Raw genomic sequence first — 22,346 nt, 5'->3', positions numbered from 1 at the left:
CATGAAGAAAAACTATGAAATAGTGTTGTTTGATTTGGATGGAACGCTTACAGACCCTAAAGAAGGAATAACAAAGTCTATTCAATATTCATTAGATAGTTTTGGTATAAAAGAAAATTTAGATAACTTAGAACAATTTATAGGACCACCATTACATGATACTTTTAAAGAATACTATAAATTTGATGATGAAAAAGCTAAAAGAGCTGTTGAGAAGTATAGAGAATATTTTTCAGATAAAGGGATATTTGAAAATAAAATTTATAAGAATATAAAAGAGATATTAGAAATGCTCTATACAAATGATAAAATATTATTATTAGCTACTTCTAAGCCAACAGTTTTTGCAGAAACTATACTTAAATACTTTGATATAGATAGATATTTTAAGTATATAGTAGGTAGTAATCTTGATGGTACGAGGGTAAATAAAAATGAAGTTATACAATATGTACTAGATTTATGTAATGTGAAAGATAAAGATAAAGTTATTATGGTTGGAGATAGAAAGTATGACATAATTGGTGCTAAGAAAATAGGAGTAGATTCTATTGGAGTGTTGTATGGATATGGTTCATTTGAAGAGATTAGTGAAAGTGAACCTACTTATATTGTCGAAAGTGTAGATTCTATAAAAGATATTTTGCTATAAATATCTTTTATAAACAAAAATAATACAAAATACTGTAGCATATTTAAAAATATGATATTATAATTAAGGAAGTCATTTAAAAAAGAGGAGGATGCACTTAAAATGAAATCTATTTTAATTATGGGTGGAAGCGACTTCATAGGTTCTGCACTTGCTAAGCGTTTAATTAAATGTGGGTATCAAATTGATATACTTACAAATGGTAAAAAGGAAATAGATTATACAGGTTTTAAAGAACATCTAATTTGTGATAGAAAAGTTCGCAAAGACATGGAAAACATTATCAGAGGAAGAAAGTATGATTACATATATGATATGACAGCATACACAAAAGACGATGTAAGTAATCTTATTGATTTTGTAAACCCAGATAGCCTAAAGAAATATATAGTGTTGTCAGCAGGAGCAGTATACAAAGATAGTGGGAGAAATGTTAAAGAAGAAAATGAGAAGGGCGAAAATGAAAACTGGGGAAAATATGGCCTAAATAAAAAAGAAGCAGAGGATTTCGTTATAAGTAGCTCTATACCATATATAATTATCAGACCAACTTATATATATGGGGAAAATAATAATTTATATAGAGAATATTATTTCTTCGAGAAAATAGAAAAAAATGAAAAAATACCAGTGCCAAAAGGAAAACAAGTAAGCAATCAATTTATATATATTGGTGATTTGGTAAAGGTATTAGAAAGTATAATGAAAAATCCTCATGTAAGAGAGGCCTATAATGTAACAAATCCACAGTTAATTTCTTGGGACGAACTTATACATACATGTGGAGAAGTTATTGGTAAAGAACCTATTATAAAGTATGTAGATATGGAAAAAGTAGAGTTTAGAGAAAGAACATATTTCCCATTTAGAAACATAGACTTCAATCTGGATATAAATAAGCTTATTGAACATGGGCTTTATATACCAAATGTATTATTAAAAGAAGGGCTTACAGCTACATATAAATGGTTTTTAGCTAATAAACCAAAAATGCATGACAGAAAAATGGACAAAGTTGAATCTGTGATGCAAATAGTCTAAGAAAGTAAATAAGTAGGTAGATGCTTTGAATTTAAGAGTTAAATCTTTTTTAAAAATTTTTATGCTGATATTTATTCTGATTTTTATATACTCAGTTGCGATAGAACCGAGTCTATTAATCGTGAAAAAATATAGTATAAATGAAAGTGGAAATTTAGTAAAAAATGATACAGTAAAGACTGAATCCGAAAGTATAAAAGTAGTTCAAATTTCAGATACTCAGATAGGTAGTTTTTACTCAACTAAGAACCTTAAAAAAGTGGCTAATAAGGTTAATGCTTTGAATCCAGATATAATAGTATTTACTGGTGATTTAATTGATTATTCCAATAAAAATCCAGATATAGATGAAATTACAGCTATCTTATCAAGTATGAATGCTAGGTTGGGAAAATTTTCAGTATTCGGCAATCATGATTATATGTATAAACTTCCTAGGTATTATAGACAAATTATGAAAAATTCCAACTTCAATCTTTTGATAAATGAAAATAAAAAGATAAAGTTAGCTGATGATAAGTATATTAATATATTAGGTGTTGATGAAATATTAAATGGAAATCCTGATATAAAATATCTAGAGAATAAGACTGATAAGAATAATTTTAATTTGTTATTAGCACATGAACCAGATTTAGTCGATATGTTTAGTAAAGATTCAATGAATTTAGTTTTATCTGGGCATAGTCATGGTGGTCAAATAAGAATACCTTTTAAAGGCGCCTTAGTTACTCCTCCATATGGAAGGAAATATACTAAAGGATTTTATGAGGTAAATGGAAATCACTTATATGTGAGTTCAGGTCTTGGAAGTACAAAGTTACCATTTAGATTTTTTAATATACCAGAAATAGTAGAATTTAACATTCTAATTTAATATGAAATACTATTTTATTTATTAGAATGGGTAGAAATTGCAAAAGTAGATTGAATTAAGTAAGATACAAATGTTCAAGTTATAATTAGTATATTAGATAATAGAAACATTATTAATAACTATTAAGATATAGATTAAAACAATATAAGATAAAAAAATATAGCAAGATTGTGTAGGTTATTTATGGTTTATTTATAATTAATACAATCTTGCTTTTTTGTAAAAGTATTAATTACTATTTAAATTTTTTATCTTTTCTTTATCCCATACAAACAGTTTCTCTGAATTATTTAAAGCACCAAATACATTTCTTTTAAAATCTGGCATCTCTTTATTTAAATCAGCAATAAGATTTTTTATGTATTCTCTTCTGGTATGACCATTTGCAGGGCATGGATTTGTTATAATAGGATAGTTAGAATCTTTTGAAATCTTCTTAGTCATATACTCTTCTATGTAAATCATAGGTCTTATGACAGTTAAATCTTGTCTATCTAAGTATGTTTTTGGAGAAAAACAATTTACTCTGCCTTCATAAAACATAGACATTAAAAATGTTTCAATTGCATCATCTTTATGATGTCCAAGAGCCACTTTATTACATCCCATTTTTTTAGCATTATCATTTAGGGCACCTCTTCTTAAATTAGCACATAATGCACAAGGATTTTTTTCTTGTCTTATATCAAACACAATTTCCTTTATATCAGTTTGAAATTCATAAAAGGGTACATCTATTTCCTCACACAATTTATTTAGTGGAGAATTATCGATACCACCAGTATTTAGAGTTATAGCTATCAATTCAAATTTTTGAGGAGAAAATCTCTGATAGCTTTTAAGTATATGAAGTAGTGTTAAACTATCTTTTCCACCAGATAGTCCAACAGCAATTTTATCATTTTCTTGTATCATATCAAAGTCTTGTATAGCCTTGCGAGCTTTACTAAGAAGTTTTTGTATAGACATTTTTAGCACCACCTTTCAAAAATATTAAATTTAAGATTTACTTAAGATTTACTTATAAAATACTTAAAATTTATACTCTAAAATTAACATTATAGACAAGCATACAAAAAAGGAGAAGATGTAGCCATGAAAAAAATTAAATTAATATTAGCTATTATTATAGTAGTATTTATAAGTGTATTTATATCTAAAGATAAATTTCTTATAAAAGATAAAACACCAACAGGAACTGCTCAATTTGCTTCAGAAAAAGATGTTGAATCAAATTCCCAAAATAAAAATCACTCAAATAGTATAGCAAATATATTACTGGTAAACAAGACAAATGGAATTAGTAAAGATTATGCTCCTGAAAATATTACTAAAGTAAATATACCTTTTGTTGAAGAAGCAACAGAAGAAGAAAAACAAATGGCAGGAGAACCTGCAAAAGCAGTGGAAGATTTAGTTAAGCAAGCTAGTGAAGAAGGAATACAGTTTTTAGGGTCTTCAGCATATAGGTCTTACAATACTCAGCAAGATACTTATACAAAAAGAGTAAAATCTCAAGGGCAGGAAAAAGCAGATGAATATGTGGCAAAACCTGGTCATAGTGAGCATCAGACTGGGCTTTGTATTGACTTAACAAATCCAGAGAGATGGTTTGTTGGTAGTACAAAAGAAGCTATATGGCTTGCAGAAAATGCTCATAAGTTTGGGTTTATAATAAGATATCCTAAAGGCAAAGAAGATATAACTGGTACAGCATATGAACCATGGCATATTAGATATGTTGGTAAAGATATTGCCGAGGAAATTTATTCAAGAGGATTAACTTTAGAAGAATATCTACAAAGCAAATAATATAAATATTTAAAATAAATTGTATTATATTGGAAGTGGGTAGGTGAAGAAATTTAATGGATTATTCTAACTAAAGTATAGTATAATTTTATTTGAATAAAAACTATGTACAAAGGTTAAGTTGGGATGTGTAAAAGTGGAAAATACAATTCTTGTTGTCGATGATGAAAAAGAAATAAGAGAGCTTATAGAGATATATCTTTTAAATAGTGGATATAGTGTAATTAAAGCTGAAGATGGAGAAGAAGCTATAGAAATTTTAAAAAAAGAGAATATTCATTTAATGGTGTTGGATATAATGATGCCCAAAATGGATGGTATAGAAGTTTGCAGAAGAGTTAGAGAAAGTTTAAATATACCAATACTTATGTTGAGTGCAAAATCAGAAGATATGGATAAAATACAAGGAATAATGACTGGTGCAGATGATTATCTGACAAAACCATTTAATCCACTTGAGCTCACTGTGAGAGTCAAATCTTTGATTAGAAGAGCATATTATTTTAGTGGTGCTAATAATGAAAATAAGAATACCATAGAAGTTGGAGCGTTATTAATAGATAAGGAAAAGCATAGTGTAACAGTAGCTGGGAAGGACATAACTTTAACATCAAGAGAATTTGATTAAAAAATAGCTACGCACACTTGTGACTTTAGTCGTGAGTTAGTAGCTAAAATAGTCAGCATATAGGGAAACTTATATGTAGAGATAGGATATAACCTATCCAATACTACCTGAATTGCTGGAAACCCCTAAAGCTAACCAAACTAAAACATAAGGATGAAATAAACCTAAGTGTGAAAGTTACGAAAGTAGAAAAAATTGGTTAGATGGTATAAGGTTAAACCCTAAGTACTTTAAAATGGGCAATCAGCAGGTAAGCTCCTAAGTAGGAGAAACTTCAACGACTATTCCTCTTGAGGGAAGTACACTACAAGCTATTGGTAGTGGAAGTGGGTAGACCTTAACGGATAACTCCGAAGGATAAGATATAGTCTGTGCTTACATGAAAGTGTAAGAAGTTCATAAGAGAACTGCATAGGTAGTAGCGAACTTATGTGAACGACAACCTCAAAAATGATAAAAGTTAGGACTTACGGTTCTTACATATGTTATTTAAAAATAAATATAAAAACCTTCAAAAAACTTGTTTTAAAAAATTGTACTTGTTAATATTAGAGTGGATAATGAAAAATGGAAGTGACTTGGATATGTATATTTAGTAAAATACCATATAGTATGGTGTGTAAAATATAGACATCTAGTATTAACATAATCATAAAAAACAAGTAAAGTGAGGTGATAGTAGTGGAAAAAGCTTATAAGTTTAGAATGTATCCAAATAAAAAACAGCAAGAGTTAATTAACAAAACTTTTGGATGTTGTAGATTTGTATATAATAAATATCTTGCTAAAAAAATAGAAGTTTATGAAAGCGATAAAGAAACTTTTACTTATAAACAGTGCAGTTCTGATTTGACCAATTTAAAAAGAGAATTAGAGTGGCTTAAAGAACCTGACAAATTTTCACTACAAAATACCTTAAAAGATTTAGAAAACGCATATAAAAAATTCTTTAAAGAAAATATAGGATTTCCTAAATTTAAATCAAAGAAAACTAATAGATTTTCATATAGAACAAACTTTACAAATGGAAATATTCTGTACCTTAGTCAATATATAAAATTACCTAAACTTGGTATGGTTAAAGTAAGGGATAAACAAGTACCTCAAGGAAGAATACTTAATGCTACTATATCCAAAGAACCAAGTGGTAAATATTATGTATCATTATGTTGTACTGATATAGATATTAAAGCATTTGAAAATACTAATAGTCAGATAGGTTTAGATTTAGGAATTAAAGAATTTTGTATCTCAAGTTGTGGAGACTTTATAGAAAATCCTAAGTATCTTAAGAAGTCATTAAACAAACTTGCTAAATTACAAAGAGAACTATCGAGAAAAACAATTGGTAGTTTAAATAGAAATAAAGCAAGATTAAAAGTTGCAAGACTTCAAGAACATATAGCTAATCAAAGGAAGGATTTTCTACAAAAACTATCTACTAAATTAATACGAGAGAATGATATTATTTGCATAGAGGATTTACAAGTAAAGAATATGACTAGAAATAGTAAACTATCTCGCTTAATTTCTGATGTGTCATGGTCAGAGTTTGTTCGTCAATTAGAATATAAGGCTAATTGGTATGGTAGACAAATTGTAAAGGTAGGTAAATTCTTTGCAAGTTCACAAATATGCAATAAATGTGGGTACAAAAACGAGGAAATGAAGAATTTAAATATAAGAGAATGGATTTGTCCTTGTTGTAATGTAACTCATGATAGAGATATAAATGCAAGTATAAATATACTAAAAGAAGGATTAAGACTAATAAGAGTTTAAAATAGATAACGTATGTAAGAACCGTAGGAACTACGGGGATAGCCTGTGGAGAATTGGTAAGACATATTTTAGTATGCGAAATTCTATGAAGCAGGAACCCTGTGACTTCAGTCATGGGAGGTTCAGATATTGTACTTACTAGCAAATAATAAGGGAAGAGTATATAGTACAGAAGAAATATTTGAAAAGGTATGGAAAGAGAAATATTATCAATCTAATAATACTGTAATGGTCCATATGAGTAGAATAAGAGATAAAATTGAAAAATATACAGATGGAGAAAAAATAATTCATACTGTATGGGGAGTAGGATATAAAATTGAAAAATAAAAGCTTATTAAATCATATGTTTCGTCCTATAATAGATTTTGCAATAAGTTGCATTATTACTTTAATAATTATGTTAACAAGCATTTATATAATAAAATTGTTATATGTTAATACTCATTTATCTACAATTAATTATCTTGTATATAATTTAAGAGATTTAAGAGCATCTATGGGAGATGGACTGTTTTATCCATTTTTATTTATAATTTCATCGTTAGCAATTTATTCTTTAATATCATACAAGAGAAATAAGCAAGTTGTAGATTTTATAAAAAAAGCTAATAAAAAAAATCAGAAGTTAGAAGTTATTTTAGATGCTGTAAATTCAATGGATGAAAGTGATTTACAAAAGAATATAGATATCGAGTATGATTTAGAAGAATTAAAGGATAAAGAAGTTGATGATATTGATGAACTAGCACATAAAATTAATAGTATTATTCATCAACTTAGAAACATAACTGTTGAAGAGAGACAAGCTCAGCAAACCAAAACAGATTTAATAACAAATGTGTCACATGATTTAAGAACACCTTTGACATCAATAATGGGTTATTTAGGATTGATAGAAGAAGGTAAGTATAAAGATGAAGTACAGATGATGTATTATGTTAATATTGCATATGAAAAATCGAAAAATTTAAATGTACTCATAAATGATTTGTTTGAACTTACTAAAATGCAAAACAATACAATGAGATTAAATAAGATAGAAATAAATTTAGTAGAGCTATTAAGTCAGATAGTATCTCAATTTGAAATTTATTTTAAGCAGGAATTTATGGTTAGTAGAGTTAATTTTAATGAAGAAAAATTAATTGTAAAAGCTGACCCAAATAAATTAGTAAGAGTATTTGAGAATCTTATGACTAATGCTATGAAGTATGGAAAAGATGGGCTCTATGTAGATATAGTCACAGAGAAAAAAGAAGATATGGCGATTGTAAAGGTCATAAATTATGGAGAACCAATTCCAGTATTAGATTTACCAAATATATTTGACAGATTTTATAGAGTTGAAAAGTCAAGAAATAGAAATGCTGGAGGGTCTGGATTGGGTCTTGCAATCACAAAGAACATTGTAAACTTACATGGTGGAGAAATCACTGTTTCAAGCAATAAACATCAAACTGTATTTGAGGTACAACTGCCAATAATACAATCAGTTGAGTTATAAAACAAAAGTATAATTAGATGTATGAATAATATAGCGATAAAGTGTTTACAAAAATAAAAAAGTAATATATAATTTAAGTCAGTTTAATAAGATACTTATCAAGAGTTAGGGGAGAGAGTTAGCTCAGTGATCCTATACCAACCTTTTATTAGGTGGTCCTGCTAACAACGATGAGACGATTTGAAATAATATACTCTTCTTATCAATAATGGATAGGGGGAGTTTTTTTTAGAATTAATGTAATGAATTTAAAAGATAATGGAGGATTAAATAATGGAAAAAGTGGAAAGTTTTAAGTTAGACCATACAAAAGTAAAAGCTCCTTTTGTAAGAAAATGTAGCGTACTTGATGGAGTAAAGGGAGATAAGGTAAGTAAATTTGACCTAAGATTTTTACAACCAAATGTAGAGAGTTTTGGAACTGCTGCTATGCATGGTTTAGAGCATCTGTTAGCAACTTATTTAAGAGATACATTAGAGGGAGTAATAGACTTATCTCCAATGGGATGTAGAACAGGATTTTATTTAATACTATGGGGAGATGTAGATGCCAATACAGTTAAGGTTGGTTTAGAAGAAGCATTAAAAAAAGTGGTTGAATCAGATGAAATGCCAGCAGCTACAGCAATAGAATGTGGGAACTACAGAGATTTATCTTTATTTGGAGCAAAAGAATACGCAAAAGATGTTTTGGACAAAGGATTTTCTTTAAACATATATGGAGAATAATTTAATTGAAAAAGGAAATATAAACATAAATCAAAGTGAAGTTTTAAGATACTTACAATACAGAGGTCAAGAGATAGATAAAGACCTTAAAGATACTATTGATGAATGTGTAGATATAACTAAAAATAAAATAAATCCTAGATATTTATCTAGGATTTATCCTATTAAAATAAATAAAGATAATGTTGTAGAGTTAGAGGGGACAAATTTAACATTAGAAAGTAAAGATATATATGAACTTTTAAAAGAATGTAATGAATGTGTAATTATGGCAGCTACATTAGGATTAGAGATAGAAAAAGAAATAAAAAGACATTCTTATTCAGATTTAACAAAAGGACTAATAATAGATTCATGTGGAACAACAGCAATAGAAGAAGTATGTGATATCATTCAAGATAATGTAGAAAAGGTTTTTTTAGAACAAAATAAATTTATAACTATGCGATATAGTCCAGGATATGGAGATTTACCAATAGAAAAAAATATAGATATATTAAATGTGTTAAATGCTCAAAAACAAATAGGTTTAACAATTACTTCCAATGGGATTATGATACCTAGAAAGTCAGTAGTGGCTATCATAGGTATTTCTAATATAAAAATAGATGAATCTAAAAAAGAAAAATCGTGTGAAAATTGTAAAAACTATAGAAACTGTACATATAGAAAAGGAGAGAATTCTTGTGGAAATAAGACAATATCTTAAGAATAATATACTAATATTTGATGGTGCAATGGGAACAATGCTTCAACAAAAAGGTTTAAAGTTAGGTGAAAACCCAGAAGTGTTTGGTATTCAAAATCCAGACAAACTTATAGAAATACATACCTCATATTTAGAGGCAGGTTCAAACGTAATTCTTACAAATACTTTTGGATGTAATGAGCTAAAATTAGATAGTAACTATACAGTAGAAGAAGTGATTGATAATGCTGTTTTAGTGGCTAGAAAAGCTATAGAAAATGTAGATAAAACTAAACCTAGATATGTAGCATTAGATATTGGGCCTATAGGAGAGATGTTAGAGCCTATGGGGACTTTAAGTTTTGATAGAGCATATGAAATATTTAAAAGACAAGTATTACAGGGCGCAAAATCTGGTGTTGATGTGATAGTAATAGAGACTATGATGGATTTATATGAAGCTAAAGCAGCTGTATTAGCTGCAAAGGAAAATTCTGATTTACCTGTTTTCTGTACTATGACATTTGATGAAGGAGGAAGAAGTTTTACTGGATGTATGCCAGAGAGTATGGTGGCTACTATAGAAGGATTGGGTGTTGATGCAATAGGAGTAAACTGTTCATTAGGACCGAAACAACTTTTACCAATAGTAAAAAAAATAGTATCAAGAGCTACAATACCTGTGATGGTCCAAGCAAATGCTGGTTTACCAAATATAGTTGATGGAGAGGCTATATATGATGTTGATGCAAAAGAGTTTTTTGAAGGTGTTAAGAAATTCGTTGAGGTTGGTGCTACTATAATAGGTGGATGCTGTGGTACAAATCCAAGTTTTATAAAAGAAATATCTGATAATATAAATTCTGTTGTAAAGGGAAATATAGAGAAAATTGACAAATGTGTAGTTTGTTCACCATCAAAATTTGTAGAAGTAGAATCACCTATAGTTGTTGGAGAAAGATTGAATCCTACAGGAAGAAAATCTCTTCAAGAAGCATTGAAAAATGAAAATTTAGATTATGCAATAAACTTAGGACTAGAACAAGTAAATGCTGGGGCACAAATATTAGGAGTAAATGTTGGTTTACCAGAGGTAGATGAGAAAAAATTAATGCCAAAATTAATAAGAGAAATACAGGCAGTAGTAGATACACCTTTACAAGTCGATTCTTCCAATGTAGAGGCATTAGAACAAGGGCTTAGATATTATAATGGTAGAACAATAGTAAACTCTGTAAATGGCAAAGAGGAGTCTTTAGAAAGTATATTACCAATAGTCAAAAAGTATGGTTCATGTGTAGTTGGACTTACTCTTGATGAAAAAGGTATACCTAAAAAAGCTGAAGAAAGGTTTGAAATAGCAAAAAGAATAGTAGATAGAGCAGTTTCTTATGGAATAAAGCCAAAAGATATATTTATAGATTGTTTATCATTAACTGTGTCAGCACAACAAGAGGAAGCAATAGAGACGATAAAGGCTATAACAATGGTAAAGACATTGGGAGTAAAAACTATTTTAGGTGTTTCAAATATTTCATTCGGACTTCCAAATAGAAAAGCACTTAATGCTTCTTTTCTAACATTAGCTTTAGGAGCAGGTCTTGATTTAGCAATTATAAATCCAAATGAATATAGTATGATGGAGGCTATTAACTCTTTTAGAATCTTAAATAATACAGATAAAGGATGTATCAAATATATAAATCAATATAGCAATATAAATAATTCAAAAAAATCAGACTCTTCTACGAAAACTGACAAAGATTTGTCTCTAGATGTTTTAGTTGAAAGAGGATTAAAAGATGAAGCAAAAAATGTAACACTGAATCTTTTGAAGGAAAAGGATGAAAATTATATATTAGATGAGATTTTAATTCCTGCCCTTGATAAAGTAGGAAAGAGATATGATAGTGGAGATATATTCTTACCGCAATTGATTCAATCAGCAGAGACAGTTAAAGCTTCATTAAATACAATAAAGGAAACTTTATTAAGTAAAAGTAGTGATAATGTATCTAAAGGAAAAATAATAGTTGCCACAGTAAAAGGCGATATCCATGATATTGGAAAAAATATAGTAAAAATAATGCTAGAAAATTATGGATATGAAGTTATAGATTTAGGGAAAGATGTTCCAATTGAAGAAGTAGTAGAAGTAGCCAAAAAAAGAAATATAAAATTAGTAGGATTAAGTGCACTTATGACTACAACTGTTCAAAGCATGAAAGATACGATTCAAGCATTAAGAGATAATGATATAAATGCGAAAGTATTTGTAGGAGGTGCAGTTTTGACAGAAGAATATGCAGAAGAAATGGGTGCTGACTATTATTCAAAGGATGCAAAATCTGCTGTTGAAATAGCAAAGTTAAATTTTTAGCATGTAAATTAAAATAAAGGTTTTACTAAATAGGATATTTTATATATAATATAGATATAAGTTTTAGATACTTATGTTTGAAACAATAGGAATTAATCTATAAAAATGAGATTAATTAATATAAAAAAATATTTATCATCAACATTAAAAAGGGCTGGGAAGTCTGGTATAACTTCCATCAGCCCTTTTTAGTTAAAGCATAGATTAAAAAGCCCAGTTGCCATTTTTAAAAATTTGTATTTGCTTTCCATCATAAGTTTCTCCTATAATATCCATATCATCAGACCCAATCATAAAGTCTACATGTGTTAAGCTATCATTTACACCATATTCATCCAATTCTTCATCTTTTAAATTGTTTCCACCATCTAGACAAGTTCTGTAAGCAGAACCAATTGCAAAATGGCAAGAAGCATTCTCATCATATAGAGTATTATAAAAAATTATATCTGTATTGGATATTGGTGAGTTGTATGGAACAAGAGCAACTTCTCCTAAATATTGAGAACCTTCATCTGTTTCAATAAGTTTCTTTAAAGTTTCAAGTCCTTTTTCAGCAGAAAAATCTATTATTTTTCCATCTTTAAAAGTTAAGAAGAAATTATCAATTATATTTCCACCATAAACAAGAGGTTTAGTACTATAAACAGTTCCATTCACTTTAAACTTATGTGGCATTCCAAAAATTTCTTCTGTTGGGATGTTAGGATTAAAGCTTATTCCATTAGGGTCTTTAGATGCTCCACTTAACCAAATATGATCTTTTGGCAAATCTAAAGTCAAATCAGTTTTTGAAGATTTATATTTTAAAGTTTTAAAATTATTTTTATTTAAGAAATCCATTTTAGACTTAAGATTTTTATTATGTTCCTCCCATGCTTTTATAGGGTCTTGACCATCTACTCTTGAACACTTAAATATAGCATTCCATAATTCTTCGATTGCTTTTTCTTCTGATAAATTTGGAAATACTTTTTTTGCCCATGCTTTTGTTGGCACAGAAACTATGCTCCATTTACATTTATCAGTTAGAGTATAAGAACGCCATTCTTTTAAAGCCTTACCAGATGCTTTTTGAAAATTTGCCACTCTTTCAGGGTCAACATCTTTTAGTAAGTCAGGATTTTGAGCATATACTGATAAAAATGCTCCACCTTCTTTTGCTATATCTACATATTGTTCTGCTGTCCATTTTGGGAACTCATGAAATGCTTCATCTGGAGCATATAAATACTTAATAAGAGCACTTTCTTCATCAGACCATTCTATATATACATTTTTAGCACCACATTTATATGCTTCTTTAAGTGCATTTCTTGCAAAATCAGCACATTCTATTGGTGATTTTATAAGTAAAGTTTGACCTGGCTGTATGTTAATCCCGACCTTGATTGCCAATTCAGCATATTTCTCTAAATTTCTATTTAAATCCATGTTTATCCTCCTATATTTTTAATATTGAATAACCTATAAAGTATTATAACATTACTTAGATTTTGGGTCATATTTAAAATATTTATACTCTATAAACTAAGAAATAAAAAATATCTATTTTAATTAAAACAGATTGTTTAGAAGCACAAACTTAATTGGAAGAATATTTTTTGTTGATATTAGTATTAAAGTAGAAATAAAAATACTTTTTTAGTGAAAAGCTATACAAGAATACTGAAAAAAACTTATAATATAATAATGAGATAAATATAAATAATGAAATAAAAAATTTTCTGGCAAAGCTTATATATGTTTAAATATAGTAGTTTATATATTATGAACAGAAGATTTCAGTTAGGAGGGCATAAATGGAGCTTTATGAAGCCATTTTTTATAGAAAATCTGTAAGAAATTTTTCCAGTAATAAGATAAAAAAGCCATTAATGGAAGAAATAAAGAGAAGTTGTAAAAATTTAGAATATTTAAATGAAGATTTAAATATTAAAGCGCATGTTGTTGATAGAGGTCATATAATACATTTCTTAATGGGTAAGGAATGTAAAGTAAAAGCACCTCATTATATAGTAATCACATCAAATAAAGGTGAAGATTATTTACAAAATATAGGTTTTGCTACAGAAGGTGTAGTTTTACGTCTTACAACATTGGGTGTAGCTACCTGTTGGCTGGAGGGAAACTTAAAGAGAGAAGATATTTTAGAATTTGTAGATATAGGAAATAAAAACTCTGAAGAAGATGAAGAAGACGATTTAGATTATTTAGCTGGAATAAAAACAGAAGAAGATAAGGAAGAAGAAATAGAGTATCCTTATATAATAATAGCTTTTGGATATCCAGCGAGAAATGAGGATTTATTTAGAACAAGATATGCTAGACCTGATAGAAAACCAGTAAAAGATATGATAAATAAAATAAACAGAAATAAAAAGTGGAAAGAAGTATTAGAATTTACAAGAAGAGCTCCATCTATAAAGAATTCTCAACCGTGGTATTTCCATAAGGATGAACGAGGTCTTCATTTATTTGAAAAAAAACCTAAGAAACATTGTGAAGATATGAATAAAGTTAGCTTAGGCGTAGGATTAAGACATTTTGACATAGCATGTATAAAAAATAAAATAGATGTTTCATATGAAAAACTTCCAATAAGAAATAAAATAGGAAAATCATATTTTATAACTGTAGTTGAGCATGTGAAACCAGAAGAAGAGATACCAGAAGAAAGTGTAAGTCCAGAGAAAGAAGAATCACAAGAAGAATAAAATTTTGGAAGGGGATATTGGATATGTACAAGTGTGGAAAGTGTAATCTTAGGGGTTGTTCTGATGGAAATATGGATAAGCTAATGAAGATATGTCCTACTAGAGAAGTTGAACTACAACAAAAAGCAAAACAACTTTATGAGGAAGAGGAAAATAGAAAAATAGCTTATAATGCTGGATTAGTTGAGTCAGAAGGGTATTGTCAATATACTAGACTAAAAGAGATAATAGAGTTTGCTAAGAAATGTGATTATAAAAAAATAGGTATAGCATTTTGTATTGGATTAAAAAGAGAAATGCAAACAGTACAAAAAATATTTGAACACCATGGATTTGAAGTATTTTCGGTTATATGTAAAAATGGAGCAATATCTAAGAGCACAGTTGGCTTAGAAGCATCTCAAACAATATCAAAGTGTGCAGATGAAATAATGTGTAATCCAATAGGACAGGCTTTGTTTTTAAATGAAGCTAAAGTTGACCTTAATGTAATTCTTGGATTATGTGTTGGACATGATACATTAGCCATGAAATATATGGAAGCTCCTATAACAACTCTAATTGTCAAAGATAGAGTAACTGGGCATAATCCAGCTGCTGCGATATATAATGCAGAGTCATATTTTGAAAAAAAATTGTTTGATAAAGATGAAGAATAATTCAAAGACTTATTGACATAAAAAGCAATTAGTGGTTTAATTATAAAAAAAGATAAAACTTTAAATTATCTTAGAGATACATAAAGTTATATTAATAAAGAAAAATATTACAGCTAAATTCCTTAAATTAGTCCAGAGAGACTAAAGGGTTATAGATAGTGTTAATATATAACCTCTAGTAAATCTTCTAGAGGTTTTTGATGAGTATAAAATAAAAATTTAAATATAATAAAGTCTTTTAAACTAGTCCAGAGAGACTGGGAAAGATATCTCATAGCTAAGAATTGAGTTATGTATAGATAAAATCCTTGTGCCTCTTTTGGTGTGAGGATTTTTTTATGAAGATTTAGGCTTTATTAAAAAGGAGATGTAAAAATGATAAATGGTAAAGAAAAATTAATAGTTGCAATTGATACTGACGAATTTGATAAAGCTAAAGAATTAATAGACAAATTAGAGGATAGTGTAGATATATTTAAAGTAGGATTAGAACAATATGTTGCTACAAAAGGAAAAACAATAGATTATCTTAAAGAAAAAGGGAAAAAAATATTTTTAGACCTTAAATTCCATGATATTCCAAATACTATGAAAAGTGCAGTAAGAGCTGCAGTGAGAGATAATGTTTGGTTAATGACAATACATGTATCAGATATGGAAGGAATGAGACAGTGTGCACTAGTTGCTAAAGAAGAAGCAGAAAGATTAAATATAGAAAAGCCTTTAGTAGTTGGAGTAACAGTTCTAACTTCATTAAGCAATCAAGACTTACAAGATATAGGATGCAATATGACAACAGAAGAGTTAGCTATAAAGAGAGCTAAACTGGCAAAAGAATCAGGAATAGATGGGGTTGTTTGTTCAGCACAAGAAGTAGATAAGATAGTAGAAGCATGTGGAACTGATTTTATAACAGTTTGTCCAGGCATAAGACCTAAATCAGCAGAGGTTGGAGACCAAAAAAGAGTTGTAACTCCATCAGATGCAATAAAAAGAGGAGCTCATTATTTAGTTGTTGGAAGACCTATAACAAAAGCAGAAAATCCAAGAGAATCAGCGATTAATATTGTAAAAGAAATAGAAAATGCTTAGATAAAATATTTGGGAGGTAGCTTATATGAAGGGGAAATTAATTTTAGAAGATGGAACAGTATTTGAAGGAAAAGCATTTGGATATCTAAAAGAAACTGTTGGAGAAGTTGTATTTAACACTTCAATGGCTGGATATGGAGAACTATTAACAGATGCAACTTATTATGGACAAATAGTTACTATGACTTATCCACTTATAGGTAACTATGGGATAAATCTAGAAGATGTAGAATCAAATAAAGTACAAGTAAAAGGATTTATTGTAAGAGAAAAAAGTGATAACCCAAATAATTTTAGATGTGAGATGGATATAGACACATACCTAAAGCAAAATAAGGTAATAGGGCTTGAAGGGATAGATACAAGAGCATTAACTAAAATTATTAGAAATAATGGAACAAAGAGAGGTATCATAACTTTAGAAAATGCATCATTACAAGATGTTGAATCTAAGTTAGCAGAGCATTGTAACAAGGATTCAGTAAAAAATGTTACAAGAAAAGAAATTGAAAATATTAAAGGGAATGGTGCAAAAGTTGTAGTTATAGATTTTGGTGTTAAAAATAGTATACTAGAGTCTCTTAAAGCTTGTAACTGTGATATAACTATAGTACCAGCGATGACTACATCAGAAGAAATTTTAAATATAAATCCTGACTTAATATTATTATCTAATGGACCAGGGAATCCAGAAGATGTAAATGATATAGTTGAAAATATAAAAAATTTAGTAGGTAAAAAGCCACTGACAGGAATCGGTTTAGGACATCAAATTTTAGCCTTGGCATTAGGAGGAAAAACTTCAAAGCTTACATTTGGACATAGAGGAGGAAATCATCCAGTTAAATGTTTAGAAACTGGAAAAGTGTTTATAACTTCTCAAAATCATGGATATAATGTTTCAGAAATGCCAGAAAATACAGAGATAACTCATATAAATTTAAATGACAATACTATAGAAGGAATGAAACATAAAGAATTACCAATATATAGTGTTCAGTACATTCCAGAATACACAACAATAGAAGATTTAGATTGTATATTTAACAAATTCTTAGCATTAATATAGATTTAGTATTATTTACAGATAGTAAAAACCATTTAGATAAGGAGAAAAATTTATGCCTAAATTAGATAGTATAAAGAAAACTTTAGTATTAGGGTCAGGACCAATAATAATAGGTCAAGCAGCGGAATTTGACTATTCAGGGACACAAGCTTGCCAATCTTTAAAAGAAGAGGGAATTGAAGTTGTATTAATAAACAGTAATCCAGCTACGATAATGACTGATAAAGAAGTGGCAGATAAAATATATATAGAACCATTAACAATAGAATTTATAGAAAAAATAATAGAAAAAGAAAGACCAGATAGTTTACTTGCAGGTATGGGTGGGCAAACAGGGCTAAACTTAGCAGTTGAGCTTTATGAAAAAGGAATACTAGATAAATATGGAGTAAAGATAATAGGAACTTCAGTAGAATCTATTAAAAAAGGTGAAGATAGAGATATATTTAGAGATGTAATGAAAGAAATAAATCAGCCAGTAATAGTTAGTGATATAGTTACAGATTTACAAGCAGGTCTTGACTATGCACTTACAATAGGTTATCCAGTAGTTGTAAGACCAGCGTATACATTAGGTGGAACTGGTGGAGGTATAGCCGATAATGAAGAAGAATTAAGAGAAATACTTTCACATGGATTACAATTAAGTCCAGTAGGTCAAGTTCTTCTTGAAAAGAGTATAAAAGGTTGGAAAGAAATAGAATATGAAGTAATAAGAGATTCAAAAGGTAACTGTATTGTTGTATGTAATATGGAGAATATAGACCCAGTTGGAGTTCATACAGGAGATAGTATAGTGGTTGCCCCAACTCAAACTTTAAGCAATAAAGAATGTGCGATGCTTAAAAAAGCATCTTTAGATATATTAAATGCAGTAGAAGTTCAAGGTGGATGTAATGTTCAATTTGCACTTAATCCACATAGTTTTGAATATGCAGTTATAGAGATAAATCCAAGAGTTAGTAGATCATCAGCTTTAGCATCAAAAGCTACAGGGTATCCAATAGCTAAAGTTTCATCAAAAATAGCTCTAGGATACACTTTAGATGAGATAGAAAATGCAGTAACTAAAAAAACTTATGCTTGTTTTGAGCCAACTATAGATTATGTAGTAGCAAAAATACCAAAATGGCCATTTGATAAATTTAAAAAAGCAAATAGAAAATTAGGAACTAAGATGATGGCAACTGGTGAAATAATGAGTATAGGAAGTAACTTTGAAGCGGCTATTCTTAAAGGAATAAGATCACTTGAGACAGGAAAATATTCATTGGTTCACACACCATCTGAAGAAAGAAGTATTGAGGAACTAAAGAAAAGAGTTGTAGTACCTGATGATGAGAGACTATTTGACTTAGCTGAGATGATAAGAAGAGGCTATAAAGTAGAAATGATAGAGCAAATTACAGGTATAGACAAATGGTTTATAAATAAATTTAAATGGATAGTAGAGCAAGAAGAAAAATTAAAAGTTATGAAAATTGAGGATTTAACTAAAGATTATCTTCTTGAATTAAAGAAAAAAGGATTTTCTGATAAAGGTATATCTGACTTAATGAAGATAAGCCCAGAAAAATTATATGAATTGAGAAGTCTATATAATATAAAACCAGCATATAAGATGGTTGATACTTGTGCAGGTGAGATAGATGCTATATCTCCTTACTATTATTCAACTTATGAACAATATGATGAGGTAGTTGTTAGTGATAAGAAAAAGGTAATAGTGTTGGGTTCTGGGCCAATAAGAATAGGCCAAGGTATAGAGTTTGACTATTGTTCAGTTCATTGTGTAAAATCTTTAAGAAAAATGGACATAGAAACTATAATTATAAACAATAACCCTGAGACAGTAAGTACAGATTTTGATACATCAGACAAGTTGTATTTTGAACCATTAACAGAAGAAGAAGTTCTAAGTATAATCGAAAAAGAAAAGCCAGAAGGTGTAATATTACAGTTTGGTGGGCAAACAGCTATAAAATTAGCTAAGTTCTTACACGAAAAAAATATACCTATATTAGGTACTGATTTTGATGATATAGATGCAGCAGAAGATAGAGAGAAGTTTGATGACTTATTAGAAAAACTAGATATAAATAGACCAAAAGGAAAAGGCGTATGGTCGCTTAGTGAAGGTATTGAAATTGCTAATGAATTGGGTTATCCAGTATTAGTCAGACCATCTTATGTACTTGGTGGTCAAGGTATGGAAATAACTTATAATGAAGAAAAATTATCTCAATACTTACAGGATGCATTTGATAGAGACCACAAAAACCCAGTACTTATAGATAAATATCTAACTGGTAGAGAAATAGAAGTAGATGCGATATGTGATAGAGAAGATATATTAATACCTGGTATAATGGAGCATTTAGAAAGAGCTGGAGTTCACTCTGGAGACAGTACAACAATGTATCCAAGTCAAAATATATCTGATGAAATAAAAGAAAAGATAGTAGAATACACTAAAAAAATAGCTTTAGAACTTAATGTAATTGGTATGGTTAATATACAATTTATAGAATTCCAAAATGAATTATATATAATTGAGGTTAATCCTAGAGCTAGTAGAACAGTTCCATATATAAGTAAAGTTAGTGGAGTACCAATAGTTGACTTAGCAACTAAATGTATGTTAGGAGCAAAATTAAAAGATTTAGGATATGGTACAGGAGTTTACAAAGAGCCAAAATTAGTATCAGTAAAAGTGCCAGTATTCTCAATGTCTAAATTATCTAAAGTTGAAGTAAGTCTAGGACCTGAGATGAAGTCTACAGGAGAGGTTCTAGGTGTAGGAGAAAACTTAGAAGAAGCTTTATACAAAGGATTTTTAGCAGCAGGTAGACATATGTCTGATGAAAGAGGAGTAGTGCTTGCTACTGTTAATAATCTTGACAAAGATGAGTTTATAGAGATAGCAAAAGATATGAAAGAGTTAGGATATACTTTTGTTGCTACAGAAGGAACAGCTAAGAGTCTAAGAGAAAATGGAATAGAGGCTGATACAGTAAATAGAGTAGAAGAATCTAGACCAAATATATTAGATGCTATAAGAAATAAACAAGTTGATATAGTAATAAATACACCAACTAAAGGAAATGATTCTACAAGAGATGGATTTAAGATAAGAAGAACAGCTATTGAGTTCTCTACCGAAATAATGACATCTTTGGATACATTAAAAGCTTTAGTAGAAGTTAAGAAGAAACATCTAAACAAAGATAAGTTAAAAGTTTACAATATAGCTGAATAGACATTAATTTGATTATATAGTTTAAGAATTTAATTATTAAATTAAAAATAAGAAGTTATTTTTTCTATGAGTTTTTACTTTTGAGATAACTTCTTTTTTTTAGGAAATTTGTAGTATAATAGAAAAAGATAAAAAATAAGTGTAAATAAGTATAAAACTAGAATGTAAAAGTGAAAAATATATATAGATATTTAAAAGCTTATATTTAGTTAATGTTCTTTAGTTTACCTAAAGAGAATTATAGGAGGTACTGTAATATGAAAGCAAGGTTAATATTAGAAGATGGCACAATTTTTATAGGAAAGGCATTTGGATATTTAGAAGAAAGTGTAGGAGAAGTAGTATTTAACACTTCTATGATAGGATATGGTGAAGTTCTAACAGACCCTTCTTACTATGGTCAAATAGTTACTATGACTTATCCTCTTGTAGGAAATTATGGTATAAATTTATCATCAGCAGAATCTGAAAAAGTACAAGTAAAGGGATTTATAGTAAGAGAGAAAAGTGATTCTCCAAGTAATTTTAGATGTGAAATTGATATAGACCAATATCTAAAGCAAAATAAAGTTATTGGGCTTGAGGGAATAGATACAAGAGCTTTGACTAAGATACTTAGAAATAATGGAACAATGAAAGGGATAATTACATTAGAAGACAGTAAGTTAGAAGATGTTAAACATAAATTGGATAAGTTTTCGAATACAGAAGCAGTTAGAACAGTTACAAGAAAAGAAGTAGAGCATATAAAAGGAAATGGCCCAAAAGTGGCTGTTATGGATTTTGGAGTTAAGAGAAACATATTAAGATCATTTGCAGCTCGTGGATGTGATATAACAATATTTCCAGCCACAACATCTCCAGAAGATGTATTAAGTATAAATCCTGACTTAATATTCTTGTCAAATGGACCTGGAGATCCAGAAGACCTAGAAGATGTTATAGCAAATATAAAAGCTCTTATCGGTAAAAAACCTATAGTTGGAATATGCCTAGGACATCAACTTTTAGCTTTAGCTCTTGGAGGAAAGACTGCTAAACTTAAATTTGGACATAGAGGTGGTAATCACCCAGTTAAAGATTTAGAAGAGGGAAAAGTATTTATAACTTCTCAAAATCATGGATATTATGTTTCAGAAGTTCCTGAACAAATGAAAATGACACATATAAATTTAAATGATAATACTGTTGAAGGAATGAGACATGAGAGTCTAGATGTATACAGTGTTCAGTACCATCCTGAAGCTTGCCCAGGACCAAAAGATAATGATTATATTTTCGACAAGTTTTTAGAGTTAGTAAAATAAATAGTACTAAGATATAATTAAAAAATAAGAATAATTTAAATCAAAAAATGCATTGGTTTAATTAACATAGATATGTATAATAAGGAAATCTAAATTTAAGATGAAATAAAGTAATTAAAATTGATTATATAGATGATAAAGATAAGA

Annotated in this window: 19 protein-coding genes and 1 pseudogene; 18 read left to right on the top strand and 2 right to left on the bottom strand. The window is 28.9% G+C overall.

Annotation, left to right across the window (positions count from 1 at the left end; all coding sequences use genetic code 11):
* The first annotated feature begins 1 nt into the window (after window position 1).
* The 3 genes from ACTG46_RS19065 (at window position 2) to ACTG46_RS19055 (ending at window position 2,570) form a co-directional block, all read left to right on the top strand.
* On the top strand, window positions 2–652 hold the full coding sequence (locus ACTG46_RS19065; protein ID WP_479923397.1) for an HAD family hydrolase: 651 nt from the start codon (window positions 2–4) through the stop codon (window positions 650–652).
* Between the two features lie 102 nt (window positions 653–754).
* Window positions 755–1,693 carry an SDR family oxidoreductase gene (locus tag ACTG46_RS19060; protein WP_054272037.1) on the top strand — a complete coding sequence of 313 codons (939 nt, stop codon included), beginning with the start codon at window positions 755–757 and terminating at the stop codon, window positions 1,691–1,693.
* A gap of 25 nt (window positions 1,694–1,718) precedes the next feature.
* Window positions 1,719–2,570: a metallophosphoesterase gene (locus tag ACTG46_RS19055; protein ID WP_479923396.1), complete on the top strand. Its 852-nt coding sequence runs from the start codon at window positions 1,719–1,721 to the stop codon at window positions 2,568–2,570.
* A gap of 228 nt (window positions 2,571–2,798) precedes the next feature.
* Here the strand turns inward: ACTG46_RS19055 and ACTG46_RS19050 are convergent, their stop codons facing one another.
* A complete protein-coding gene (locus ACTG46_RS19050; RefSeq protein ID WP_479923395.1) occupies window positions 2,799–3,539 on the bottom strand; it encodes a tRNA 2-thiocytidine biosynthesis TtcA family protein in 741 nt (246 codons plus the stop codon).
* A 126-nt stretch (window positions 3,540–3,665) separates the two neighbouring features.
* Between ACTG46_RS19050 and ACTG46_RS19045 the strand changes: the two genes are divergently transcribed.
* From ACTG46_RS19045 to ACTG46_RS19005, 9 genes and pseudogenes are all read left to right on the top strand, one after another.
* On the top strand, window positions 3,666–4,382 hold the full coding sequence (locus tag ACTG46_RS19045; RefSeq protein ID WP_054277805.1) for a M15 family metallopeptidase: 717 nt from the start codon (window positions 3,666–3,668) through the stop codon (window positions 4,380–4,382).
* Window positions 4,383–4,518: 136 nt separating this feature from the next.
* Window positions 4,519–5,010 carry a response regulator transcription factor gene (locus ACTG46_RS19040; protein WP_479923394.1) on the top strand — a complete coding sequence of 164 codons (492 nt, stop codon included), beginning with the start codon at window positions 4,519–4,521 and terminating at the stop codon, window positions 5,008–5,010.
* Between the two features lie 580 nt (window positions 5,011–5,590).
* Window positions 5,591–5,656 (top strand): annotated as a pseudogene (locus ACTG46_RS19035) (IS200/IS605 family transposase); the annotation flags it as partial.
* 26 nt (window positions 5,657–5,682) lie between these two features.
* On the top strand, window positions 5,683–6,792 hold the full coding sequence (gene tnpB / locus ACTG46_RS19030; RefSeq protein ID WP_479923393.1) for an IS200/IS605 family element RNA-guided endonuclease TnpB: 1,110 nt from the start codon (window positions 5,683–5,685) through the stop codon (window positions 6,790–6,792).
* 129 nt (window positions 6,793–6,921) lie between these two features.
* Window positions 6,922–7,122 (top strand): winged helix-turn-helix domain-containing protein, encoded by a 201-nt coding sequence (locus ACTG46_RS19025; protein WP_054272029.1) that lies wholly within the window; start codon window positions 6,922–6,924, stop codon window positions 7,120–7,122.
* Entirely contained in the window at window positions 7,112–8,299 is a 1,188-nt protein-coding gene (locus tag ACTG46_RS19020; RefSeq protein ID WP_479923392.1) for a sensor histidine kinase, read from the top strand. The genes ACTG46_RS19025 and ACTG46_RS19020 overlap by 11 nt, the downstream gene beginning before the upstream one ends.
* 273 nt (window positions 8,300–8,572) lie before the next feature.
* Window positions 8,573–9,028, top strand: a complete 456-nt coding sequence (locus ACTG46_RS19015; protein WP_021386558.1) for an S-ribosylhomocysteine lyase — start codon at window positions 8,573–8,575, stop codon at window positions 9,026–9,028.
* The gene (locus ACTG46_RS19010; RefSeq protein WP_074178765.1) at window positions 9,018–9,737 is read left to right on the top strand and encodes a vitamin B12 dependent-methionine synthase activation domain-containing protein; all 720 of its coding nucleotides are present in this window, start codon (window positions 9,018–9,020) and stop codon (window positions 9,735–9,737) included. The genes ACTG46_RS19015 and ACTG46_RS19010 overlap by 11 nt, the downstream gene beginning before the upstream one ends.
* Window positions 9,715–12,096 (top strand): homocysteine S-methyltransferase family protein, encoded by a 2,382-nt coding sequence (locus ACTG46_RS19005; RefSeq protein ID WP_074178766.1) that lies wholly within the window; start codon window positions 9,715–9,717, stop codon window positions 12,094–12,096. Before ACTG46_RS19010 ends, ACTG46_RS19005 begins: the two co-directional genes overlap by 23 nt.
* Before the next feature lie 204 nt (window positions 12,097–12,300).
* Here ACTG46_RS19005 and ACTG46_RS19000 read toward each other — a convergent pair whose 3' ends face one another.
* Window positions 12,301–13,530 carry an aminopeptidase gene (locus ACTG46_RS19000; RefSeq protein WP_479923391.1) on the bottom strand — a complete coding sequence of 410 codons (1,230 nt, stop codon included), beginning with the start codon at window positions 13,528–13,530 and terminating at the stop codon, window positions 12,301–12,303.
* Window positions 13,531–13,898: 368 nt separating this feature from the next.
* Between ACTG46_RS19000 and ACTG46_RS18995 the strand changes: the two genes are divergently transcribed.
* The 6 genes from ACTG46_RS18995 (at window position 13,899) to carA (ACTG46_RS18970) (ending at window position 22,199) form a co-directional block, all read left to right on the top strand.
* Window positions 13,899–14,813 (top strand): nitroreductase family protein, encoded by a 915-nt coding sequence (locus ACTG46_RS18995; RefSeq protein ID WP_407815158.1) that lies wholly within the window; start codon window positions 13,899–13,901, stop codon window positions 14,811–14,813.
* Between the two features lie 23 nt (window positions 14,814–14,836).
* Window positions 14,837–15,472 (top strand): DUF1847 domain-containing protein, encoded by a 636-nt coding sequence (locus ACTG46_RS18990; RefSeq protein WP_054277798.1) that lies wholly within the window; start codon window positions 14,837–14,839, stop codon window positions 15,470–15,472.
* A gap of 375 nt (window positions 15,473–15,847) precedes the next feature.
* Window positions 15,848–16,564, top strand: coding sequence for an orotidine-5'-phosphate decarboxylase (pyrF, locus tag ACTG46_RS18985; RefSeq protein ID WP_054277797.1), 717 nt, complete (start codon window positions 15,848–15,850; stop codon window positions 16,562–16,564).
* A 25-nt stretch (window positions 16,565–16,589) separates the two neighbouring features.
* The gene (gene carA, locus ACTG46_RS18980) at window positions 16,590–17,633 is read left to right on the top strand and encodes a glutamine-hydrolyzing carbamoyl-phosphate synthase small subunit (protein WP_479923390.1); all 1,044 of its coding nucleotides are present in this window, start codon (window positions 16,590–16,592) and stop codon (window positions 17,631–17,633) included.
* 52 nt (window positions 17,634–17,685) lie between these two features.
* The gene (gene carB / locus ACTG46_RS18975) at window positions 17,686–20,892 is read left to right on the top strand and encodes a carbamoyl-phosphate synthase large subunit (RefSeq protein ID WP_074178769.1); all 3,207 of its coding nucleotides are present in this window, start codon (window positions 17,686–17,688) and stop codon (window positions 20,890–20,892) included.
* A gap of 257 nt (window positions 20,893–21,149) precedes the next feature.
* Window positions 21,150–22,199 carry a glutamine-hydrolyzing carbamoyl-phosphate synthase small subunit gene (gene carA, locus ACTG46_RS18970; protein WP_054272032.1) on the top strand — a complete coding sequence of 350 codons (1,050 nt, stop codon included), beginning with the start codon at window positions 21,150–21,152 and terminating at the stop codon, window positions 22,197–22,199.
* Window positions 22,200–22,346: the final 147 nt, after the last annotated feature.

The sequence above is a fragment of the Clostridioides sp. LIBA-7678 genome, from assembly GCF_056716065.1.
The sequence above is the reverse complement of the archived record's forward strand: the minus strand, read 5'-3'. Positions and strand labels throughout refer to the sequence as shown.

Excerpts from the sequence above, each read along its gene's own strand:
- ACTG46_RS19065 (WP_479923397.1), top strand. The coding sequence starts at position 2 with ATGAAGAAAAACTATGAAATAGTGTTGTTTGATTTGGATGGAACGCTT.
- ACTG46_RS19060 (WP_054272037.1), top strand. The coding sequence starts at position 755 with ATGAAATCTATTTTAATTATGGGTGGAAGCGACTTCATAGGTTCTGCA.
- ACTG46_RS19050 (WP_479923395.1), bottom strand. The coding sequence starts at position 3,539 with ATGTCTATACAAAAACTTCTTAGTAAAGCTCGCAAGGCTATACAAGAC.
- ACTG46_RS19045 (WP_054277805.1), top strand. The coding sequence starts at position 3,666 with ATGAAAAAAATTAAATTAATATTAGCTATTATTATAGTAGTATTTATA.
- ACTG46_RS19015 (WP_021386558.1), top strand. The coding sequence starts at position 8,573 with ATGGAAAAAGTGGAAAGTTTTAAGTTAGACCATACAAAAGTAAAAGCT.
- ACTG46_RS19010 (WP_074178765.1), top strand. The coding sequence starts at position 9,018 with ATGGAGAATAATTTAATTGAAAAAGGAAATATAAACATAAATCAAAGT.
- ACTG46_RS19000 (WP_479923391.1), bottom strand. The coding sequence starts at position 13,530 with ATGGATTTAAATAGAAATTTAGAGAAATATGCTGAATTGGCAATCAAG.
- ACTG46_RS18995 (WP_407815158.1), top strand. The coding sequence starts at position 13,899 with ATGGAGCTTTATGAAGCCATTTTTTATAGAAAATCTGTAAGAAATTTT.
- ACTG46_RS18990 (WP_054277798.1), top strand. The coding sequence starts at position 14,837 with ATGTACAAGTGTGGAAAGTGTAATCTTAGGGGTTGTTCTGATGGAAAT.
- pyrF (WP_054277797.1), top strand. The coding sequence starts at position 15,848 with ATGATAAATGGTAAAGAAAAATTAATAGTTGCAATTGATACTGACGAA.
- carA (WP_479923390.1), top strand. The coding sequence starts at position 16,590 with ATGAAGGGGAAATTAATTTTAGAAGATGGAACAGTATTTGAAGGAAAA.
- carB (WP_074178769.1), top strand. The coding sequence starts at position 17,686 with ATGCCTAAATTAGATAGTATAAAGAAAACTTTAGTATTAGGGTCAGGA.
- carA (WP_054272032.1), top strand. The coding sequence starts at position 21,150 with ATGAAAGCAAGGTTAATATTAGAAGATGGCACAATTTTTATAGGAAAG.